Source organism: Roseinatronobacter alkalisoli (assembly GCF_028745735.1).
Lineage (GTDB): Bacteria > Pseudomonadota > Alphaproteobacteria > Rhodobacterales > Rhodobacteraceae > Roseinatronobacter > Roseinatronobacter alkalisoli.
The window spans coordinates 72,577-92,432 of the sequence record NZ_JAQZSM010000011.1 but is presented as its reverse complement, the minus strand read 5'-3'; the positions used below and the strand labels follow the sequence as shown (position 1 = coordinate 92,432).

Annotated in this window: 16 protein-coding genes and 1 pseudogene; 4 read left to right on the top strand and 13 right to left on the bottom strand. The window is 55.8% G+C overall.

Annotated elements, in window-relative coordinates:
• Positions 1-20 precede the first annotated feature (20 nt).
• Positions 21-680 carry a hypothetical protein gene (locus tag PUT78_RS12885; protein ID WP_274352676.1) on the top strand — a complete coding sequence of 220 codons (660 nt, stop codon included), beginning with the start codon at positions 21-23 and terminating at the stop codon, positions 678-680.
• Between the two features lie 266 nt (positions 681-946).
• On the top strand, positions 947-1,627 hold the full coding sequence (locus PUT78_RS12880) for a helix-turn-helix domain-containing protein (protein ID WP_274352675.1): 681 nt from the start codon (positions 947-949) through the stop codon (positions 1,625-1,627).
• A gap of 231 nt (positions 1,628-1,858) precedes the next feature.
• Here the strand turns inward: PUT78_RS12880 and PUT78_RS12875 are convergent, their stop codons facing one another.
• Positions 1,859-2,014, bottom strand: a complete 156-nt coding sequence (locus tag PUT78_RS12875) for a hypothetical protein (RefSeq protein WP_274352674.1) — start codon at positions 2,012-2,014, stop codon at positions 1,859-1,861.
• 365 nt (positions 2,015-2,379) lie between these two features.
• Between PUT78_RS12875 and PUT78_RS12870 the strand changes: the two genes are divergently transcribed.
• Positions 2,380-3,237, top strand: a complete 858-nt coding sequence (locus tag PUT78_RS12870) for an endonuclease/exonuclease/phosphatase family protein (RefSeq protein ID WP_274352673.1) — start codon at positions 2,380-2,382, stop codon at positions 3,235-3,237.
• Between the two features lie 880 nt (positions 3,238-4,117).
• Positions 4,118-5,935: a glutamine--fructose-6-phosphate transaminase (isomerizing) gene (gene glmS / locus PUT78_RS12865; protein WP_274352672.1), complete on the top strand. Its 1,818-nt coding sequence runs from the start codon at positions 4,118-4,120 to the stop codon at positions 5,933-5,935.
• 290 nt (positions 5,936-6,225) lie between these two features.
• Here the strand turns inward: glmS and PUT78_RS12860 are convergent, their stop codons facing one another.
• The 12 genes and pseudogenes from PUT78_RS12860 to PUT78_RS12805 form a co-directional block, all read right to left on the bottom strand.
• Entirely contained in the window at positions 6,226-8,397 is a 2,172-nt protein-coding gene (locus PUT78_RS12860) for a polysaccharide biosynthesis tyrosine autokinase (protein ID WP_274352671.1), read from the bottom strand.
• 85 nt (positions 8,398-8,482) lie between these two features.
• Complete coding sequence (locus PUT78_RS12855; RefSeq protein ID WP_274352712.1) at positions 8,483-8,929, bottom strand: low molecular weight protein-tyrosine-phosphatase; 447 nt, start codon at positions 8,927-8,929, stop codon at positions 8,483-8,485.
• A gap of 15 nt (positions 8,930-8,944) precedes the next feature.
• Positions 8,945-10,054, bottom strand: a complete 1,110-nt coding sequence (locus PUT78_RS12850; protein WP_274352670.1) for a polysaccharide biosynthesis/export family protein — start codon at positions 10,052-10,054, stop codon at positions 8,945-8,947.
• Between the two features lie 672 nt (positions 10,055-10,726).
• A pseudogene (locus tag PUT78_RS12845) lies at positions 10,727-10,957 on the bottom strand (IS6 family transposase); the annotation flags it as partial.
• A gap of 51 nt (positions 10,958-11,008) precedes the next feature.
• Positions 11,009-12,370: a phosphohexomutase domain-containing protein gene (locus PUT78_RS12840; protein WP_274352669.1), complete on the bottom strand. Its 1,362-nt coding sequence runs from the start codon at positions 12,368-12,370 to the stop codon at positions 11,009-11,011.
• A gap of 524 nt (positions 12,371-12,894) precedes the next feature.
• On the bottom strand, positions 12,895-13,500 hold the full coding sequence (locus PUT78_RS12835) for a sugar transferase (protein ID WP_274352668.1): 606 nt from the start codon (positions 13,498-13,500) through the stop codon (positions 12,895-12,897).
• Positions 13,497-14,375 (bottom strand): NAD-dependent epimerase/dehydratase family protein, encoded by an 879-nt coding sequence (locus PUT78_RS12830; protein ID WP_274352667.1) that lies wholly within the window; start codon positions 14,373-14,375, stop codon positions 13,497-13,499. The genes PUT78_RS12835 and PUT78_RS12830 overlap by 4 nt, the downstream gene beginning before the upstream one ends.
• Positions 14,362-15,789, bottom strand: a complete 1,428-nt coding sequence (locus PUT78_RS12825; RefSeq protein WP_274352666.1) for a mannose-1-phosphate guanylyltransferase/mannose-6-phosphate isomerase — start codon at positions 15,787-15,789, stop codon at positions 14,362-14,364. The genes PUT78_RS12830 and PUT78_RS12825 overlap by 14 nt, the downstream gene beginning before the upstream one ends.
• Before the next feature lie 19 nt (positions 15,790-15,808).
• On the bottom strand, positions 15,809-16,780 hold the full coding sequence (gene fcl, locus PUT78_RS12820) for a GDP-L-fucose synthase (RefSeq protein ID WP_274352665.1): 972 nt from the start codon (positions 16,778-16,780) through the stop codon (positions 15,809-15,811).
• A 3-nt stretch (positions 16,781-16,783) separates the two neighbouring features.
• The gene (gmd, locus tag PUT78_RS12815; protein ID WP_274352664.1) at positions 16,784-17,902 is read right to left on the bottom strand and encodes a GDP-mannose 4,6-dehydratase; all 1,119 of its coding nucleotides are present in this window, start codon (positions 17,900-17,902) and stop codon (positions 16,784-16,786) included.
• 30 nt (positions 17,903-17,932) lie between these two features.
• A complete protein-coding gene (locus PUT78_RS12810; RefSeq protein WP_274352663.1) occupies positions 17,933-18,679 on the bottom strand; it encodes a glycosyltransferase family 2 protein in 747 nt (248 codons plus the stop codon).
• On the bottom strand, positions 18,676-19,815 hold the full coding sequence (locus PUT78_RS12805; protein ID WP_274352662.1) for a glycosyltransferase: 1,140 nt from the start codon (positions 19,813-19,815) through the stop codon (positions 18,676-18,678). Before PUT78_RS12805 ends, PUT78_RS12810 begins: the two co-directional genes overlap by 4 nt.
• Between the last annotated feature and the right edge of the window lie 41 nt (positions 19,816-19,856).

Genomic DNA, 19,856 nt, shown 5'->3' with positions numbered 1-19,856 from the left:
CCAAGAGAAAGGAACCCCTCATGTCACTCTCACGCTTAGCGCTCGCCAGCCTGGTGCTTGGCGCAACGATTCTGCATAGCCCTCCCGCCCGAGCCTATCCGATCGATTGCGCAATCCTTCTGTGCCTTGCGGGCGGGTTTCCCGCGAGTGCTGAATGTTCGAGCGCAAAACTGACCATGATCCGGCGCATTACGCCCTGGCCGGTGTCACCGCCCTTGCAACTCTGGAACTGCCCGTTCGGCCTGCCGACGGGATTTACAGCCGCACCGGGCAGCCCCGGGATCAGTCTTGGACCCGACGGGCTGACTGATGAGGTGCGTGGTTACCGCGACGCGATTGAGATCTATCACATACGCACATTCCCTCCCGTGGATGATGAGGCGCCCGACAGTGCCTGGCGCGATCATACGCAGCGCGGTACCTATCTGGACGATGGCAGTCATCGCTGGGTCGGTGCCAGCCTGCGCCATGGACCGGCATGGTTGGCGGAGTCGGACCGCGTCCGCCGCGTGCCCATCCAGGTTTGCACACGCGAGACCGACAATGGTTGCTGGGAATGGCGTGTCTCACACTATGAGAACTGGCCTGCGGGAGGGTTTTTGCTTGGATACAGGCCTGTGGTTGCGATCCGCTATGAAGATTTCGAGGGCAACAAGCACACTGAATTTGTGAATTACTAAGCTGCGCGTCTCCCTGCAGGCCGCGCGCGCGACAAGCACACAAACCAGAGGAGAAAAGGTCGAGCCCCCACCCCTAAACTGAAATCCCCCGCAGGAGACCTACGGGGGAGATACAGGGCTAACAGATACCAAGGTGTCCGCCTTGGAAAAATAAACAAAACCATTGGCTTGTTAGCCTTCTCTCTCCTCCGTCACAAGCAAAAAACGCATCCGTGCGAAGGATGGCGCTGTGCCGGTCGCCTGACTGATTGAAAGATCGAAGCCAAATGTCTACGCCCCAAGGCACGCTTAAGCCGAGCAGCGCGAGTTTCCGCATCTATATTGATGAGGTCGTGCGCCCTCGTCTGAGCGCACAGGTCACCCGTGTGCAGGTCTCGGTCCTGATCGATCTGATGAGCTATCTCGAGCAGCAACGCTATGACTTCAGTGGAGGGCGGGCGTTCCAGACACGGCCTGTCTCGAATGCCGCCATCGCCGCGCGTTTCAGCGTCACCATTCGCTCCGCGCGGCGCTGGTTGGCCCATCTCGAAGCCTTGGGCCTAATCGCACGCGAATACCGTAAGAACCCCCGTCATCGTTACAAAAACCTCCTGAACCGCGTGCGGCTCAAAGGGTTCTGGGAATGGTTTGAGGCGCGCCGCGAAAAGACCCCGGACAACCAGTGTCCGCCCAAGAAGAAAGATTTGAAATATAAATCAATTACCGCTGAAAAATCTGATCAGGAAAAGACATCCGGGCCCTTCCCCGCCTCTGGCGCCATCACCTATGACACGTTCTGGGCTGATCTGGCGCGCCTCAACCTGCCCGGCGGGCGATCGCGGCCTTGCATGAACAGGGTAGCGGAGAAATTCCGGGGCAATCTCAGGCGCCACGGCATCGGGTTCAACGACTCGTCGGTGAAGAAGCGATGGGTGAATTTCTGCAAGGCCGCCGCGCCTGTGAGATGAAGTGTGGCGATGGACATATTCGGGGGACGTCCAAGTATGCTCAGTTAGAAAATGCACTCACACAGGTTTTCCAGTGGCCGCGCGACGCGCGCGCCCAAATTCTTTCAGTGGAATGCTGGCTGTTGTGCAGCCCATATCCGCAAGGAAGTCCGCCAGACCGACAATCGTCTTGAACTCGAGATATTGAGATAGCTGCGGCTGGTAACAAGCCGCATGGTCGGACTGCCATCATCAGACTGCGCGCACTACCCATGTGTTGTACCGGCTGCTATGGCGCGTCTCACCGCTTTGGATGCAGACTACTTCCAGCAGGTAGCCCTCGGCCTGAGAATTGCGCATCAAATCTTCTGGCACCACATTGGGCCTCTCATCAATCATGTTTGTCATTTAAAATCCTCTCCGGCTATGGAGAAAATTGTCGCGCGGCAGGACCATGGCTGAGAGACCAATGCAGAGTAATGCGAATGATGGCGGGGAACTGCTATAGTGCCCCCAAAGGTCATTTCGTGGTGCAACACGTGGGCCCGGAAGGGCTGGTACAACAAAACGGCATCTGTCGCTTTGCCTTGGGCAGAGTACGAATACACGGGCCCGGCGCGTTCGGTTCATCGCTGAATTCCCGCCCTCGCGCCTGGCACATCTGTACGCCAGCATCTATAATTGATGGAAATATCTTTCTTGCTCGCGGGGGCGGATAATGGCGTCCGGCAGAGGTTGTGTGGTTGAGCGAAATCTAATTTTGGAGAGACATAATGCGTACTCTGCTCGTTATTGCCGCGATACTTTGGGCACCGCTGGTCAGCGCAGAAACCCTGCGCATCGCGAGTTGGAACATCGAGCATTTGGTAGCAGGTTTCGATCAAGGTTGCCGCCCGCGCAACGAGGCAGATTTCCAACGCGTGCGAGATGTCATCGCAGAGGTTGATGCCGATGTCTGGCTCTTGCAGGAAATCGAAGGTGAGGCGGCCCTCGCCCGGGTGTTCGACGCAGCTGAGTGGGTGTTTCACATCGAGGAACGGCAGCCACGCCGGTCTTACCCCGAATGCCGGAACACGGCTGGTCAGCGCTTGTCGATGCAGTCCACTGCGATTGTCGTTCGCAATGACGTGGCGCATCGACGCCTTCATGATCTTGCGGCACTCGACATCTCAGGACGGGGCTCCCTGCGCCACGCTGTGCAGGTCGAGCTGTCGGCCAGTCGCCCACTGACCATTCTCAACACGCATCTGAAATCGGGCTGTTTTGAAGGCACCGGGCGTCAGGCTTGTGGAGATCTCTTCGCGCAGTTGCCAGTCTTGCGCTCATGGCTCGATGCCTTGAGTGGGCCAGCGCTCATCGGCGGCGATTTGAACCGGCGCCTCGAGGTTTCAAGCGATGTGTTCTGGGCTGTGCTGAACGAATTCGGCGACCTGCATATCGCCGGAGAAGGTATTCGGCCCAATTGTTTGCCTCAGTATCGCGAGTTTATTGATTTCCTGATCCTGAACGACGAAGCACAATTTGCAAAGCTGCGAGGGTCATTTACTGAAACAACATTCAGCGGCGCAGCAGCGCGCTATCCATCAGATCACTGTCCTATCTCGATCGAGATTGACCTCGGCAGGTTGTGAGTGTGAGATTGTTGGCCGTGGCTCTTTGTCAGCAGGGGCGGAGTCAGGGTTCGATGGGCTTCGGATGATACGGAGAGTGTTCCAACACGGTCACCTCCGATCGCGAGCCAGTACTAACAAAACTGATCCGCAGGGCCATTTAAGAGCCTGTGCGCCGCATTTTCGACTGGCGGCCCATTTCAATGCATGGCTGAAAAGTCGACATAGCCATAGGAGCTTGTCGCACGGAAAGCACATCAACGGAATTCCGGCTAGTTTCAGCGTCCTACCGAGACCGTGCGATGGTGTTCGTGTGGCATGCCAAATCACGGCAGTGGAAGTATGTCTTCTATAGCGCATAGTAGATTGCGCTTGGCGACTGTGGAAGATGCTACCGTCCAAGTCGCCGCAAGCGGAGTGCTGGTGCTATTCCGGGAACTCTGCTCATATATTGCCGTTCACATGAGGTCATTGACCAACTATGGTTCGCGGTATCTCTAGGGATTTCCAATCGCACCTTCGCGCGCAAAAATCTGTGACAATGACAATTGGTAACACCCGCATGGGCCAGTGCCGCCAGACGACGTGGCCGCCAAAGGGAGCTAACCACGTCACCATCGCTAAGGTGGCTGTTCTCGACGGGAAATGGTCTATTTCAAATCTAAACATGGCGGTTTGGTTCTGTTTCAAGGTTTTGCCCACTTCGATTGATCAGACAGCTGATGCCGCACGGGGATACTGATGCCGCACGGGGATCGTGACGGCAGGCGAATGTCTGCCGAAGCTAAAGCCCGAGGAGCAAGTAGCGCTCATGGCGGCCTGAGCAGGCTGGTCAAGTAACGACAAACGCGATACGGAGCACGATAGAAACTACTTAAGAATCTTAGCTTTAGGGACAACCATGTGCGGAATTGTGGGCATTCTTGGCAAGCATGAGGTTTCGCCGCTCATACTCGACGCCCTCCAGAGGCTGGAATACCGGGGCTATGACAGCGCTGGTATTGCTACGCTGGACGAAGGGCAGATAGATCGTCGCAGGGCACTTGGAAAACTGATCAATCTTTCTGATTTGCTCGTCCATGAACCGCTCAAGGGCAGAGCCGGTATCGGCCATACGCGATGGGCAACACATGGCGGACCAAGTGTCGCCAATGCGCACCCCCATCACAAGGGCCGCGTCGCTGTCGTGCACAACGGAATTATCGAGAATTTCCGCGCATTACGTGAAGAGCTTAGCGCGGATGGCTCTGAGTTCACGTCACAAACGGATACCGAAACAATTGTTCATCTTGCCAGCAAGTTTCTGGACCAGGGAATGAGTCCAGATGTTGCCGCACGGGAAACACTGAAGAAGCTTGAGGGCGCATTTGCCTTGGCCTTCCTATTTGAAGGTGAAGAAAACTTGATGATCGCAGCCCGCCGCGGGTCACCCTTGGTGATAGGTCATGGTCAGGGCGAGATGTATGTGGGCTCTGACGCTATCGCATTGGCACCCCTGACCGATCTGCTGACTTATTTGGAAGAAGGCGACTGGGCAGTCATCACGCGAGAAGGTGCAGAGGTCCACGATGCGAGTGGAAACATCGTTTCGCGCCCAATGACACGTATCTCACAGCAGAACACCCGGATAGACAAATCGGGTCATCGACATTTTATGGCCAAGGAAATGGCAGAGCAGCCAGCAATACTTAAAGCCGCGCTCGGGTTCTATGGCGTTCCAAATTCGGGCATCTCCGGGCTACCGGAGGGCGTCGATTTTGCACAAGCCGATCGCGTGATCCTTGTGGCGTGTGGGACCGCGCACTACGCTTGTCACGTCGCCAAATACTGGTTCGAGCAGATCGCACACGTCCCCGTTGAAATCGATATTGCATCGGAATTTCGATATCGAGCGCCTGTGCTGACCGCAAAAACTATCGCGATCTTCGTCAGCCAATCCGGTGAAACCGCCGACACATTGGCAGCTTTGCGCCATGTGAAAGGTAAAATAGCGCAAACGATTGCGGTGGTGAATATACCCACCTCGTCGATTGCGCGCGAGGCGGATCTGGCATTGCCCCTGCATGCTGGTCCTGAAATCAGTGTCGCCTCAACAAAGACATTCACAGCGCAACTGCTCGTCCTGGCCCTTCTGTCTCTCAAAGCCGGGGTGGATCGTGGGCGTCTTGATGCGAAGGCGTGCGACCAACATCTGGAGGCCCTTCAAACAGTTCCTGGATATGTCGCACAGGCGCTAGACCGAGAGGACAATTATCGATCCATCGCCGAGATACTTGCCAAACATGATGATGTGCTGTTTTTAGGGCGCGGCCTGATGTACCCGCTCTCTCTGGAAGCTGCTCTCAAATTCAAGGAAATCAGCTATATTCACGCTGAAGCCTACGCGGCTGGGGAACTTAAGCATGGCCCAATCGCTCTGATTGATAAAAACCTGCCTGTCGTTGTGATGGCACCACGAGACGATTTGTTCGGTAAAACCATCTCGAACATGCAGGAGGTGATGGCGCGCAGTGGCAAGATCGTTTTGATTTCCGACAAAGCCGGACTTAACGCAACTGGCGGTGCAGAATATACCATCACCTTGCCAGCAGTCCCCTCCTTTATTTCGCCATTCGTGTATTCTGTTCCTGCTCAGATGCTCGCCTATCACACAGCCCTCGCACGAGGGACAGATGTGGACCAGCCACGAAATCTGGCCAAATCTGTGACAGTTGAATGAACACGGGACATGATGGCGATGAATGACCTCGCGGGCAAAAATCCCCGGGGTCGTACAAGCAAACACTGGGAAATCATCCGACCCCGTGAGGTAGGGAATTTAAGCCAGCATTTACATATAGCCTATTAAAAGAGTTGAGCGGGGTAACAGGCTTGAATACGCAATGATCAACGGCTCAATCGCCAAGTTTCAAGATGTTCATCCTGCTGGCGGGGGTTCAAGTACTCGTCTCAGAATCACGCCAACAGCCATAATGCGCGCCCCCGGTCAGTATTTTTGACGGCCAGAACCTATTGTTTGCGCTGTTTGTATTCGTAGCGATACCCATATCCATATCCATACCGCCCGCCGGCTTTCTTGGGATCAAACCCGTTAAGGACAGCGCCGGAAAACTTCAGTCCAGCGCTAGAAAGCGTTTTTTGTGCCGCTTCCACCTCTCCTAACGGGGTTATATCATGTCTGGCCACGAAAATGGTTGACCCGGTATTTCTCGCGAGAATGACCGGGTCTGTCACTGCAAGAACAGGAGGGGCATCAAAAATCGTCAAATCAAAGTATTGCGCGCAGGTTTCGATCAATTTGGACAATTCAGCGCGCATCAATAATTCTGACGGGTTTGGTGGATACCGACCTGTTGGGAGTAGAAAGAAGTTTTCGTGCGATCCCTGGACAACTGCGTCGTCGAAGGAAATATCGCCCGCCAACACTTCTGCTAGCCCCGGCGCGTTGCGTGGCAGGTCAAAATAGCGGCGCAACTGCCCACGACGGAGGTCAGCGTCTATCACACAGACGCGTTGCCCGGCCTGTGCCGCCACTGCCGCGAGATTTACTGAAAGAAAGCTCTTCCCTGCGCCGGGATGTGAAGACGTTATAGTTAGGCTTGGTGTGCTGGCGTCGAGCATCCCAAAATGTAGGCTGGTCCTTAGAGAGCGGAATGCCTCGACCGTCAGGTCGGCCGAGCTCTCAAATGCCAAGATTGGCAGTTTTCCGCCGCGGCGCCCATCTGTGTCAGCGTCCTTGTTATAGTTGATTGTCGCGAAAACCGGCATACCGAGCTTTTCAAGCTCGCTCGCATCTTGAACGCCCTTTCGCATCCAGTTGCGGACAAGCACCACGGCAATGCCTGCCATAGTACCAAGAACCATGCTGAGGGCCAGAATCAGTGCTTTGCGCGGCGCAATCGGCAAAGGCGCTGCGCTGGCGCCGTCGACTATCCGGACATTTCCGATGGTACTGGCGCGCAGCACTTCAACTTCCTGCGCGCGGGTGAGCAGTTCGGTGTAAATGCGTTGTGCCAACTCCACTTCACGAGTCAGGTTCAAAATTTGTCGTTGCGTTTCTGGCAAAGCGCCAACCTGATCGCGCAACGTTGCCAGACGTGCCTCCAAGCGCGCACGTTCGTCCAGCAATTGCCGGTATGTCGGGTGTGAGGGCGTAAAGCGCTGCGCCAATTCGTCTTCACGGCGTTGCTGGTCTGCCAACTCACCTTCTATGCGCGTAACCTGACCCAGAATAGTCTGCGTCTCGAGGGACAGGTCAACCGTTACCTGTTCTTGCCTGAATGCGTTCAGCGCAGCTTCCGCAGTGCGCAGTGTTTGCTCTGCTTGAGGCAGTTGTTCGCGGATAAACGTCAGGCTGCTCTCAGCTTCGGCAGCACTGCGGGAGACATTTTGATTCAGATACGCCTGAATTACCGCTTCTAGGGCGCGAGTATTCTCGGTCCTGTTCTCGCCGGTCAGGCGTGCCTCGAGGATACCGGATGCGCGGCCACGCTCGCTGATAGAAAGTCTGCTTCGTAGGTCATTGATTGCACGCCGTTCATCGACCTGCCTGATAAAAAATCTCCGGCCGGCTGGGGCCTCGACGCGGGAAATTGTAATTGAAAACCCTGTCTCCGTGAGCGTTGTTGGCTGTCCGACAGTTCCATCCAGGCGCAAGCTATCCGGAAAAATCAGGCGATATTCTGTTTCGCTTGTTACAATCAGTTCGAAGCTCTGGTTCAACATGCTGGGTGGCACGACCAGATTTTCCAGCTCAATCCTGTCTCCAGGACGTGCAAATCTGGATGGCAGGGCAGAACTAAGCACAGGAAAGCGATATCGCGAAAACATCGTTCCGACGAAGGGCATGATGTCCGGACTGACACGCCAATCAAGGTTCTGGTCAGCAATCGCGCGACCGAGAACCATGCGTGATCGCAGTATCTCGATTTCCGTTACACTGCGCGGATCATTGTCAACCATGGTCGACAAGCTGCTGGGCAGGGCGAGCGACCCGGATTTTTCTTCGAGTTGTAAAAGAGCATCGGCCTGAAACGTGGGGTTCGTGTTGGCAATATGAAACGCGCCGATGGCTATTCCGAGCGCTGCTGCAGCGGCGATCGCCAATTTGCCCCGCCACAGCGTGCCAATCAACTGGCCTAGATCGATCTCATCATCGCTCAAGTTTTGCGTGGCAGTCATGGTCGTAGGTTTTCCATTTTTGGGCTAATCGCAATAGGTCAGGATCTGCAGTACAGCTATCCTTCACCTAACCCATTGCTCCAGCTTATTTTACCAGCTTTTCCGTCCACGCAGCGGCGGCGGCTTCTATTTGCGCAAACACCTCTTGATGAAACTGGATCGAATGACAATAGGGATCGGCAATGCCCTTGCCACCAATCCAATGGTCAAACAGCATGACTCGGCCAGACAAATCGGGGGCAGATTTGATAATCTCTCGCTTGTGGCCGGATTCCATTACCAAAATCAGGGCATGTTCAGCACCAAGTGTTCGTGAGAACTGTCGCGCTATGTGTCCATCCAGTGACACGCCATGCGCTTTTGCAACTGTGGCGGCATCTTCATCAGCAGCATGGCCTTCAAGCGCAGCGATCCCTGCTGATGATACATTTATCGTGGAGCCATGCTGCGCAAGTTTGGTCGCCAACAAGCGTTCGCCGACGGGAGATCGACATATATTGCCTACGCAGACCACCAGAACGGATGGAAACATTACGCCCATTGTATATTAGTTCACAACGCTATCGACAGTATTGACGGCTTGCACGGTTGGCAATAGCCGTACAATCGTATCATTCCAGCGCTGCAACGGAGAGCGAAGTACGTAAACAACATCCCTTGGTTCAAGAACAAACTTGGTGCCGAGCAGCAAACCGCTTGGTGAAGACGTATCAAGCTGAAAGACACGCGTTACGTGATCACCATGCGCTCGGAACACCAGAACCCCACGGGCATTGGCGCGAGACTGCTGCAACCCCCCGCGACGCGTGATAGCCTGAGTGAGCGTGATTGCCTCGCGCGATAGATCAACGACATCGGGACGTGCAACTTCGCCTAGAAGATACGCTTCTTCGGCACTGCGGCGGGGGACGTTCACTACATCACCGTTGCGCAAGATAGGATTGTTCTGTTCGATACCATCTTGAAGAAAGCCCAGCACATCAACATGGTAGATGTGCCCGCCGCGCTGAACGCTGACAATGCGGGGGTCAGCTTCATCTGTGAGGCCTCCCGCAGCATTGATCGCCTCAACCAGGCTCAACCGCACAGAAGTGAGAGGCTGGCGGTTTGGCGCCGCCACTTCACCTGACACCACGATGGATTGCGAATTGTAGGCCGCTATGCGCACTTCAACCTGGGGATCGGGGATGAAATTTGCGAGGCGCTGTGAGATATCACTTCGGATTTGACCGACAGAACGACCACTCGCTCGTATTGCTCCGATATAGGGATAGGTGATGGTGCCATCGCTGGCGACCTGAAAGCCACTTTCGGCTGCGCTGCGCTGCGGCCCGGCGGGAAGCGTCAATTCCGGGTGATCGAAAACAATGACTGAAAGAATGTCACCAGCACCAACTGCATAGGTCCAGTCGCGCCGATTAGGCAATTGGGTTACCTGATGCCCGCGTGCAGGGCGAGTGAAATCACTGATATTTTCTGATGACAAAACGATCACTTCGACGTCGTCACCAAGAGAACCCTGCGCCTCTTTCCCGGTCGGAAATTGAACATATCCATCGGAGCAAGCTGTGATGGCCATGATCAACAGGAATGCAATAAAAACAGGCACCTTGCTCTGCATCAGGGCATTCTCCGCTCTCCACGAAACCTTGTCCATCGAAACTTCCCTCAATCGCGTCATAGAAGCCGAGCGAAACATACGTCTCGCACGCTTCAAGGTGGATGTGGCACACATCTCAGATCTATTGTTTTGCCTTGTAGCGAACCCGGAGCACGCTATCCAGTGCCTCATTCCGCCTGAGCGGTTTTTTTCCACTTGAGCGGTATTTTTGAGGCTGGTCTGAAGAAGTTGTTGTGCGATCATGCCAACTCCGCTCCCATCTGCCGACAGTTCATTACCTACCATACGGGGTGTCGGCGCGCTCGTGGCTCTGACGATCCGCATCGCTATCGATCATCGAAGAACGTCAGTACATGGGCAGCATTGGCTCCGAAGGGTAATTCCATCAGCAAAACGCCGCAGGAGAGGCTTGACCTTTACGACACACTGAGTCCCTCAAATAGTCTACCTGATACCCCGTTTCTCTGTGTTTCGGTGTGCAAAACTGGATCTGACGCAGTTTTGGTGCAGCGTCGGATGCCTCCTTGTCAGGACGCTGCAATGAGCCGGGCTCTGAGCAAGTCGATGTTGGCGCGTCCATACATCTGGCGTTTGAGAGTTTTGAGGCGGTTGATCTGTCCCTCTGGTCCGCCCACGAACCTTCTGCCGCCCTTGGCAAGAGTTTTCCTTGATGGCTCTCGTCATTTATGCGGCCATCGCGCGGGTATAGTCGAGATGCCACTTGTCATCCGGGCACGCCCGATCCCGGCGGATGCAAGCGGCGAAATGCACACCAAAGCGATTAACCCAGAGGCTAACGATGACGCCCTGCCCCGCCAGACGATCCTCAACGTCTGCCGCGCTGAGGGCAAACCTGTAGTAAACCCAAACAGCGTAGGCGACGATCCCACGTGGGAAGCGAAAGCCTTTCAGGCGCGGCATGGACGGTGGAACCTTCATGGCTCAACATCTACCCAAATCATCCGCGCCAAATAACTCGGCAATGCCCCGTTAGAACATGTCCGATACCCGAGCAACTTTGTCCGCCAAAAGTGCTGCATCACCACGTGTTTCGACATTCAAGCGCAGGACCGGTTCGGTGTTCGACGCGCGCAGGTTGAAGCGCCAATCACCCAGATCAAGGCTCAGCCCATCGGTTTCATCGATGCCTGTCGCCTCGGGCTCGAATGCAGCACGCACCCGTGCTACTGCTGTTAGCACATCGTCCAGCACGAAGTTGATTTCGCCAGAAGACGGAAAGGCTGCGCGCCGCGCAGCCACTAGATCGCGCAACGCGCCCCGTCGGCTGACCAGTTCCGCGATCATCAGCCAAGGGATCATGCCGCTATCACAATGGACGAAATCACGGAAATAATGGTGCGCGGACATTTCACCGCCATAGACCGCTCCATGATCGCGCATGGCCTGCTTGATGAAGGCATGCCCAGTGCGTGACTGCACCGCCTGACCGCCTGCATCTGCCACGACATTCAGTGTGTTCCAAATGACGCGCGGGTCGTGGATGATGGTCGCGCCCGGCTCCCTGCCCAGAAACACCTCCGAGAGGAGTCCAACCAGATATTCGCCAGCGATGAAATCACCCGCATGGTCGAAAAAGAAACAGCGATCGAAATCGCCATCCCAGGCCACTCCGAAATCTGCACCTGCCGCGCGCACGGCATTGGCGGTTTGCGGCTGGTTTTCTGGCAGGAGCGGGTTAGGAATGCCATTGGGAAAGCTGCCATCGGCGTCGTGGTGCATGCGGATGAACTGCAATGGTGCGCCATGCGCCGCGAGTTCCGCTGCAATGGCGTCGAAGGTCGGACCGGCTGCTCCATTCCCGGCATTGACCAGAATCTTCAGGGGCTGCAATGCGGTGACATCGACAAAGGACAGCACTCGAGTGACATAAGCAGCGCGCGCTTCGATTGCCACGTCGCGCAGGCTGCCACCCTCACGGGGAGGGCCGAAATCATCGGCCTCGGCCAGTGCGCGGATGTGGGCAAGTTCACCCTCGGCATCCAGTGGCGCAGAACCTGCGCGTACCATTTTCATGCCATTGTAATCCATCGGGTTGTGAGAGGCGGTAACGCAAACGCCGCCATCAGCTCCGAAATACGTCGTTGCAAAATACATTTCTTCCGTGCCCGACAGTCCAAGATCCAGTACTTCGACTCCTTCAGCCATGAGTGCGTCGGCGACCGCTTGCGCCAACGCCTTGGAAGAGGCGCGACAATCACGCCCCAGCACCACCCGCTGGGCGTTCAGTGCGCGCGAAAAGCCCCGCCCGATACGGTTTGCGATGCTCTCATCAAGATCGACACCGAGGCGGCCCCGAATGTCATAGGCTTTAAAGCAAGTGAGAATCGTCATTGGCTTTTTTTCTTTCATATCATAAGCTTATGGAGATTTGTAAACTGGTTATACATCGACCGGATACAACGTTCGCTCGCTTAGATCGAGAATATGACATCACTACGATAGTCACGTCGTGCCCATCTAGCGCTCGGGAAAGACCTACACCAAATGAGCAATCAACTTTCAGGGCGCTCCTTATCTCTATTCGGATCGGCGATCCACACTCAACCGTTTGTCCCGAGCGACACTACCCCTTGGCCGTCTGTTGGGACCGCACGCTCTGTCGAAGTCTCTGACTTCAGTATATCGCCGGTCGCTACCCACCAAGCGTGAGCGGAACAGGGGCATCCGCCCATTGCATTCATGCCTCGGTGCTAGCATGGAAGTCATTGCGAATACTTCCGTATTCAGCGCCCCCTGCGTGTAGATCGGCAGTTCGAGTCGGCGCAACTTTTCCGAAGAATGGAGAAAGGAATGTAGATGTCTTCGAAGCCCAGTGGATTGCCGTCTCCGGACAAAGAAGGCAGAACAGCTGTGGATTACCTTAGCCGCTTGAACACGGTCTTGAGCATGAGCATGATGTCTACACAAAGGTTGCGCCTGGCCTGATAGATCAGATCCAGCCGCGCCTTGCGCGGGATACAGGCGCGGCAATAGATCGTGTCGGTTTCCTCTCGGCTACGGCTGCGCGCCAGAAGGTGTTCTTCATGTGCATGAAAATAGATCGAGGCAAGTCCCGACACGCCTGGCCGCGATTTCAGAACCCGCGCATAAAGATCTGGGAAGCGCTCTACATATTGACGCAAAGGCGGGCGAGGTCCGATGAAACTAATATCGCTGCGGATCACATTCCAAAGCTGTGGCAACTCATCCAACCGCGAACGCCGCAGAAATGGGCCGGTGCGTGTGATGCGGTCTGATTTATCCCCGCCAGAGACACCACTGTCCTCGGCAACAGGTTTCATGGTACGGAACTTAATCAGATTGAAACCCTCTGTGGGGGATTTCATGCGTTCCGAAATATAGAGAACCGGTCGCCCATCCAGAACCAGAATGATCAGAGCGGTGATCAAGATGATTGGGCCAAGAATGACCAGCAGGATAATCGCGACGACAAGATCAAGGGCACGCTTGGAAAAAGTCATGGCTGAAGGGTTTCTTTCCATTGCCGGACCATTTCTTCGGGTCGAGAGTCCAGCGTGTTGAATTCATGCAATGTCGAAAGCAAACTGCAATCGAGCGTGATGCTCTGAGGGGTAGACCCAGAAGGGCTTCGCTTAAGCCAGGGGTGGCGCGCAGCATCACCCAAGGCGTCCATCGAAATCGGCTCGCGCGTACCAATGTTGACAATTTCCGGCAATTGGTCAGGGTGCAGGCAAAGCGACTGAAGGACCGATGCCAAGGTCTGCACCCCGATATAGGAGCGGACCGGCCCACGGCCATCATCAAAAATATCGATCTCAATGGCTTGATCCGGCGCAGATTTTGCCACGTTTAGAAGCAAGGCATCGGCCCCGGCCACATTCCCAATCCGCAGCATGCAAAGGTCCATGCCGCGCGCACGCCAAGACGCACAGCCCTTTTCCATCGCAAGTTTAGCGGCCCCATAAGCATTGGCAGGATCGCAGGATGCAGTTTCTGCCAACGGCGTGCCTGCTCCCGCACCATAAACCGCCGAGGACGACGCAAGCAGAACCCGCCCGATCCCAGCGCGCGATGCCGCATCAAGGCAGGCCTCCGCCAATGTCCGGTTCAATGCAAGATCTTTACCTGGCCCCGGCGTCACGCCAGCCAGCATGATCATGGCTGAGAAACCACCCGTCATAGACACCGCATCCAGCAATGGTTCTGGCCCAGTCAAGGGATCCCAAATCAAGCAATCGGGCAGAGTGGTGCTGCGGCGAAACTGTGCCACCATAGGCAAGCTGCCTGACATTTGCGGCCAATGATGCGTGACCATGCGACCGACCCGCCCAGAGGCGCCAACCAGCAACACGGGCAATTTGTCAGCTGCGCGCATAAACATCCTCGTAGCGAATGATGTCATCTTCGCCAAGATAACTGCCGGTCTGCACCTCGATCAGTGTCAGCGGTACCTTGCCGGGGTTTTCCATGCGGTGCACAGCCCCAAGCGGGACATAGACTGACTGGTTCTCGGTCACCAGTTTCACGCTGTCATCAATCGTAACCTTTGCAGTGCCCTCCACAACAATCCAATGCTCAGAGCGGTGATTGTGGCTTTGCAGGGAAAGTGCCGCGCCGGGGTGCACAACAATGCGCTTGACCTGAAAGCGCGCGCCCATGACGAGGCTTTCATACCAGCCCCATGGCCGGTAATCGCGCGGCAGTGTTTCGGCTTGGGATACTCCCTGCGCTTTGAGTGTCGTTACCGCAAGTTTCACATCCTGCGCACAGCTCTTGTGTGCGATAAGCACAGCATCCGGCATTGCCACGGCGACAATGTCTTTCAAGCCAATGCCGACAAGTTGCTGTTTTTCGGATTCTGCGCGCAGCAGTGAATTTTCACAATCCAAAGCATGCGCAGGGCCATGGGTGACTACGCCTTGCGCATCAGGTCCCGCCTCGCGCCAGACGGCCTCCCATCCACCGAGATCTGACCAAGCCCCGCGATATGGCATAACCGAAAGGTTGTCAGCCTTTTCCATCACGGCATAGTCGATCGAGATGTCAGGCAAGTCGTTCCATGGCTTCGGGTCAAACCTTGTAAAGCCAAGATCACTCTGCGCACCCGCGACCGCGGCGCGCGCGCCCTCTAGAATATCGGGCGCAAATCGCTCAAACGCCTTGAGGATTGCATTTGCTGAGAACAGGAAAATCCCCGCATTCCACAGATGCTGTCCACCATCAAGCATCGATTGCGCCAGATCGGCTTCGGGTTTTTCGATAAAGCGCTTAAGGGCCATCGGGACATCAATGCCCTCAATACTCTGCCCAAGCTCCAGCCAACCATAGCCGGTTTCGGCGCGGTCCGGGCGAATGCCAAATGTAATCAACCTCCCCTCTGCCGCGGCGGGGAGTGCAGCTGCGACCGCATCGCGAAACTCTGAGTCTTCCGGAATGACATGATCAGACGGCGCAACCAGCATGACGGCATCGTCCATGTTCTGCTGCAACTTCAGTGCGGCGGCGCAAATGGCAGGCGCGGTATTGCGGCCTGTCGGTTCAATCAGCACTGCGCCAGGCGCAATTTCGATGCTTGCAAGCTGCTCGATGACGATAAACCTGAAATCCGCCCCGGTTATGACTGTGGGCGGTGCAAACATTGGTGCCGACAGCCGCCGCGCCGAAGCCTGAAACAGGCTCTCATCACCCAAAATTTGCGTGAACTGCTTGGGGTAGCTTTTTCGCGACAGCGGCCACAATCGCGTCCCTGCGCCACCACATAGAATAACTGGATGAATGAGCGTTGACATATTGGCTATATTCTCGCTTTCAGTGACGTGCTTTGGCGTGATGGGACAGATACCATTGATATGTGTCCTCTATTCCTGCTCGCAGACCGATACCTGCGGACCATCCCAAAGCCTTGAGGCGCCCGACATCCATCAGTTTGCGCATTGTACCATCCGGCTTTGTGGGATCAGTGTTGATCTGGCCCTCGAAACCGGTGATGTCCGCGATCATCTGCGCCAGCTCAAGGATCGAGATATCCACGCCGCTGCCCACGTTGATATGGCTCAGCATCGGCTGGGTGTTGGTGTCATAGTCGCCCTTTGGCAGGTCGAGCACGAAAAGGCTGGCATCGGCCATATCATCGACATGCAGAAATTCCCGGCGCGGCAACCCTGAACCCCAGATCGTCACGCTATCGACACCTGACTGCGCGGCTTCGTGAAAACGGCGGATCAGCGCGGGCAGGACATGACTGTTCTCAGGATGAAAATTGTCACCAGGGCCATAAAGGTTGGTCGGCATGACACTGCGGTAATCCGTCCCATGCTGACGATTGTAGCTTTCGCAAAGCTTGATCCCTGCAATCTTGGCGATGGCGTAGGGCTCGTTGGTGGGTTCCAAGACACCTGTCAACAGGGCATCTTCACGCATCGGTTGGGCAACTATGCGTGGATAGATGCAAGACGATCCCAGTTGCAGCAAGCGCTGAACCCCAGCCTGGAAAGCCTGATGAATTACATTGCATTCAATCATCAGGTTTTCGTAGATGAAGTCTGCGGGATAGGTGTTGTTGGCATGAATGCCGCCAACCTTGGCCGCCGCCAGAATCACAACATCCGGCCGCTCCGTCTGCATGAAGTCGCGCACAGCGTGCTGGTCAGTCAAATTGAGCTCAGAGCGCGACCGCGTGATCATCGTAATAGCGTGCCCGGCCGCTGCGCGTGCCTCAAGCTTTCGAAGGATCGCCCCTCCCACCATGCCCCGATGGCCTGCTATGAATATCCGTTTCATGCCCTACCCTTCCAGCGAAACAGGAAGATCCATGCCGTGCTGGCGCAACAAGGCATGGCGACGCGCGGTCTTGAGGTCGTTGGCCACCATCTCGGCACACATCTTCTGCGCGGTGATTTCCGGCACCCAGCCCAGCTTTTCTTTGGCTTTTGTCGGGTCACCCAACAGGGTTTCGACCTCGGCGGGCCGGAAATAACGTGGGTCAATGCGCATGATCACATCTCCGCGTTTGACTGCTGGAGCGCTATCGCCCTGCACATCGGCCACGACAGCGACCTCTTCAACGCCTTCGCCCCTGAATTCAAGTATCATGCCCAACTCGGCTGCGGTCCATGTGATGAACTCGCGGACTGAATACTGAACGCCGGTTGCGATCACGAAATCCTCCGCCTGCTCTTGCTGCAACATCATCCACTGCATGCGCACATAATCCTTGGCATGCCCCCAGTCGCGGAGCGCGTCGATATTGCCCATGAACAGGCAAGGCTCCAGTCCCTGCGCAATATTGGCAAGCCCGCGGGTGATCTTGCGGGTCACGAATGTCTCACCGCGGCGCGGGCTTTCATGATTGAAAAGAATGCCGTTACAGGCATACATCCCGTACGCTTCGCGATAGTTCACACAAATCCAATAGGCATAGAGCTTCGCAACGGCATAAGGGCTACGAGGATGAAATGGCGTGGTCTCGCGCTGTGGGATTTCCTGCACTAGCCCATATAACTCGGATGTGGACGCCTGATAAAACCGCGTCTTCTGCTCCAGGCCCAAAAACCGGATCGCCTCAAGCAGACGCAGCGTGCCCATTCCATCAACATCGGCTGTGTATTCGGGCGCCTCAAAACTCACGGCGACATGGCTCTGCGCGCCAAGGTTGTACACCTCATCTGGCTGCACCTCAGACAGAATCCGCGTCAGGTTCGAGCTGTCGGTCAGATCCCCATAATGCAGCTTGAGCCGCTGGTGATTGCTATGCGGATCCTGATAGATATGGTCAATTCGCTGTGTGTTGAACAGCGATGCGCGCCGCTTGATCCCATGCACCTCGTAGCCTTTATCCAGCAGAAATTCCGCCAGATAGCTGCCGTCCTGGCCAGTGATGCCTGTGATGAGTGCTTTTTTCATTATCGAGTCCTTATTGTCTTCCCACGCTGTTCAGTGACCAGCGCGCTGCATGAATTTTCTGTAAAGATTCAGAACCATTGCTATATCTAACACACCGCTGCCCAATCGTTTCTGCCGGACCTCAAGAAGCTCGCGCGAGTTCTTCCAGATAGCGCGGAGACCTGCCGTACTCTCACCGCCTATTCGCATATTCACCAGCACTTCATCGATGATCGCATGTGAGAATCCTTCGATCTCGAGCGCGCGCATTAGCCAGTCATAATCACTGGCGCTACGATACTGCGTGCTGAACTCTCCCACTCGCTCCAACACCGTGCGGCGCGCATAGCTTGTAGGATGTGGCAGGCTGAAGCCCCGCGCATAAGCACCGGGCCGATGCAATTCCGGATGCCACCTGCGCACCGGTGCGCTGCCGTCATGTTCGCGCACGAAATGTAGGCGGCCCGAAACGATATCTGCGTCTTTCAACGCATCGGCAATCAGGGCCAGAGCGTCGGGACGGGCGTAGCAATCATCGGAATTGAGGCAGCCGAAAGCATCGCCCGAGATCCGCCGCAATCCCTTGTTCATGGCATCATAAATGCCGTTGTCGTGCTCGCTGTGAAGGCGGATGAGCGGGCTGTTGAAGTTTTCGACAATAGCGCAGGTGTTGTCTTTCGAAGCACCGTCGATGACGATCAACTCCTTGTCTGGATGGGCCTGGGCCAGAAAGGACTCGATGGCCCGGCCAATAGTGGCCTGAGAATTATAGGCTGCCATGATGACAGAGATTTTCATTTGACGCCCTTCATCAGAAGTTCCTCATAGAGATCGAGATATAGCTTTCCGATCACCGGTGGGGACAGCTCGTCCCGCGTGTATCGCATCGCTTGCATAGATATCTGTTCGTAATTGCGGCTGATCGCCTGCACGACGCCAGAGAATTCCTCCACAGCAGGACCGTTAAGCCGGTGAAAGTCGATCAGCCCCCCGATATCTTGCCGGATATAGCTTTCCATCCCGGTGCCCTTTTGCCCGATGACCGGGGTGCCGTGGGCCAGCGCCTCAGTCACAACATTGGGGGAGTTATCCAAACGGGACGGACAGAGCAAGATATCGAAAGACGTATAGACTCGCGCCAGATCGGAACTGGAAAAAGCTGGATGATGAATGGTCTCGACGCCCGGAATCTGCGCAAGATTACCATTCGCATTGCGCCCGAAAACATGAAGCTGCACCCTTTTGTCTACGCGACCGGCAAGCGCATTCAGAAGCGAGGGCAAGGCAGCATAGCCCTTGCGTGGGTCCATGATCTGACCTGAGATGAAACCAAACCGCACTACCCCCTCGACCGACGATCTTGGGTCCACGTGCGTCGGAACAGCAACCGCGTTACGGATCACGCTGATGTCTGGACCGCCCAGACGTGAGGCCAGCCAATCAGAGGGCGCGACGCGGCGATGGGGCATCGAGCGCCCGTCAAACACCAGACGCCGCAACATCCGATCCGCAAGGTCAGGCTGTCGAGGCGGAGTCTCGGCGTAATGATGCGCACCGTTATAGGGCCAGAAATCACTCATACGATGCACGACCGGACACGGCAGATGCGCAATGTCGCTGAACCGGATCGTATTGGCAGAAATGTCGCATAGCTGGATAACGTCTGGCTTGTATTGACGGTAGACCGCCCTCAGATCGAAGGTTGGCGGGCCAAGGCGCAGGAAATGCGTCTCAGCATCCTGTGCCAGCCGCTCGACAACCCGTTCCGCGACACGCACAGCGCGGATCGGGTGTAGCTGCATCTGAGCATAGGCATCCAGAACTGTCACCTCTGCCCCGGCAGCCCGGAGTGCCCCAAGTAGGTTGCGTGCTCCGGAGGCGGCTCCGCCCTTCGTGAGGGTCTTAGTGATAAGAACAAAAGTATTCACGTTCATCTAAATCTCTTGTTGGATTCTTGCAACGAAGCGGGCATCAG